Genomic DNA, 270 nt, shown 5'->3' with positions numbered 1-270 from the left:
ATACCATTCACAACATTAAGTTCGAGATTTACCCCAAGTTTAAGAACTCACACCACTATGAATCTTACCGAATTAAAGAATACGCCGGTTGCTGAGCTGGTTACTCTCGGCGAAAATATGGGACTGGAAAACCAGGCTCGTATGCGCAAGCAGGACATTATCTTTTCAATCCTGAAGCAGCACGCGAAAAGCGGCGAAGACATCTTCGGTGATGGCGTGCTGGAGATCCTTCAGGATGGATTTGGATTCCTCCGTTCCGGAGACAGCTCC

The 270-nt window shown here is 47.4% G+C and carries 1 protein-coding gene; it reads left to right on the top strand.

The annotated features are described in order from the left end of the window. Nucleotides 1–57: 57 nt before the first annotated feature. Nucleotides 58–270: Rho termination factor N-terminal domain-containing protein (locus SB756_RS30480; protein WP_410913294.1), on the top strand; the 213-nt coding region annotated here is incomplete at its 3' end.

It is taken from the genome of Pseudomonas sp. SIMBA_068 (genome assembly GCF_046534705.1).
Taxonomy (GTDB): Bacteria; Pseudomonadota; Gammaproteobacteria; order Pseudomonadales; family Pseudomonadaceae; genus Aquipseudomonas; species Aquipseudomonas putida.
The sequence above is the reverse complement of the archived record's forward strand: the minus strand, read 5'-3'. Positions and strand labels throughout refer to the sequence as shown.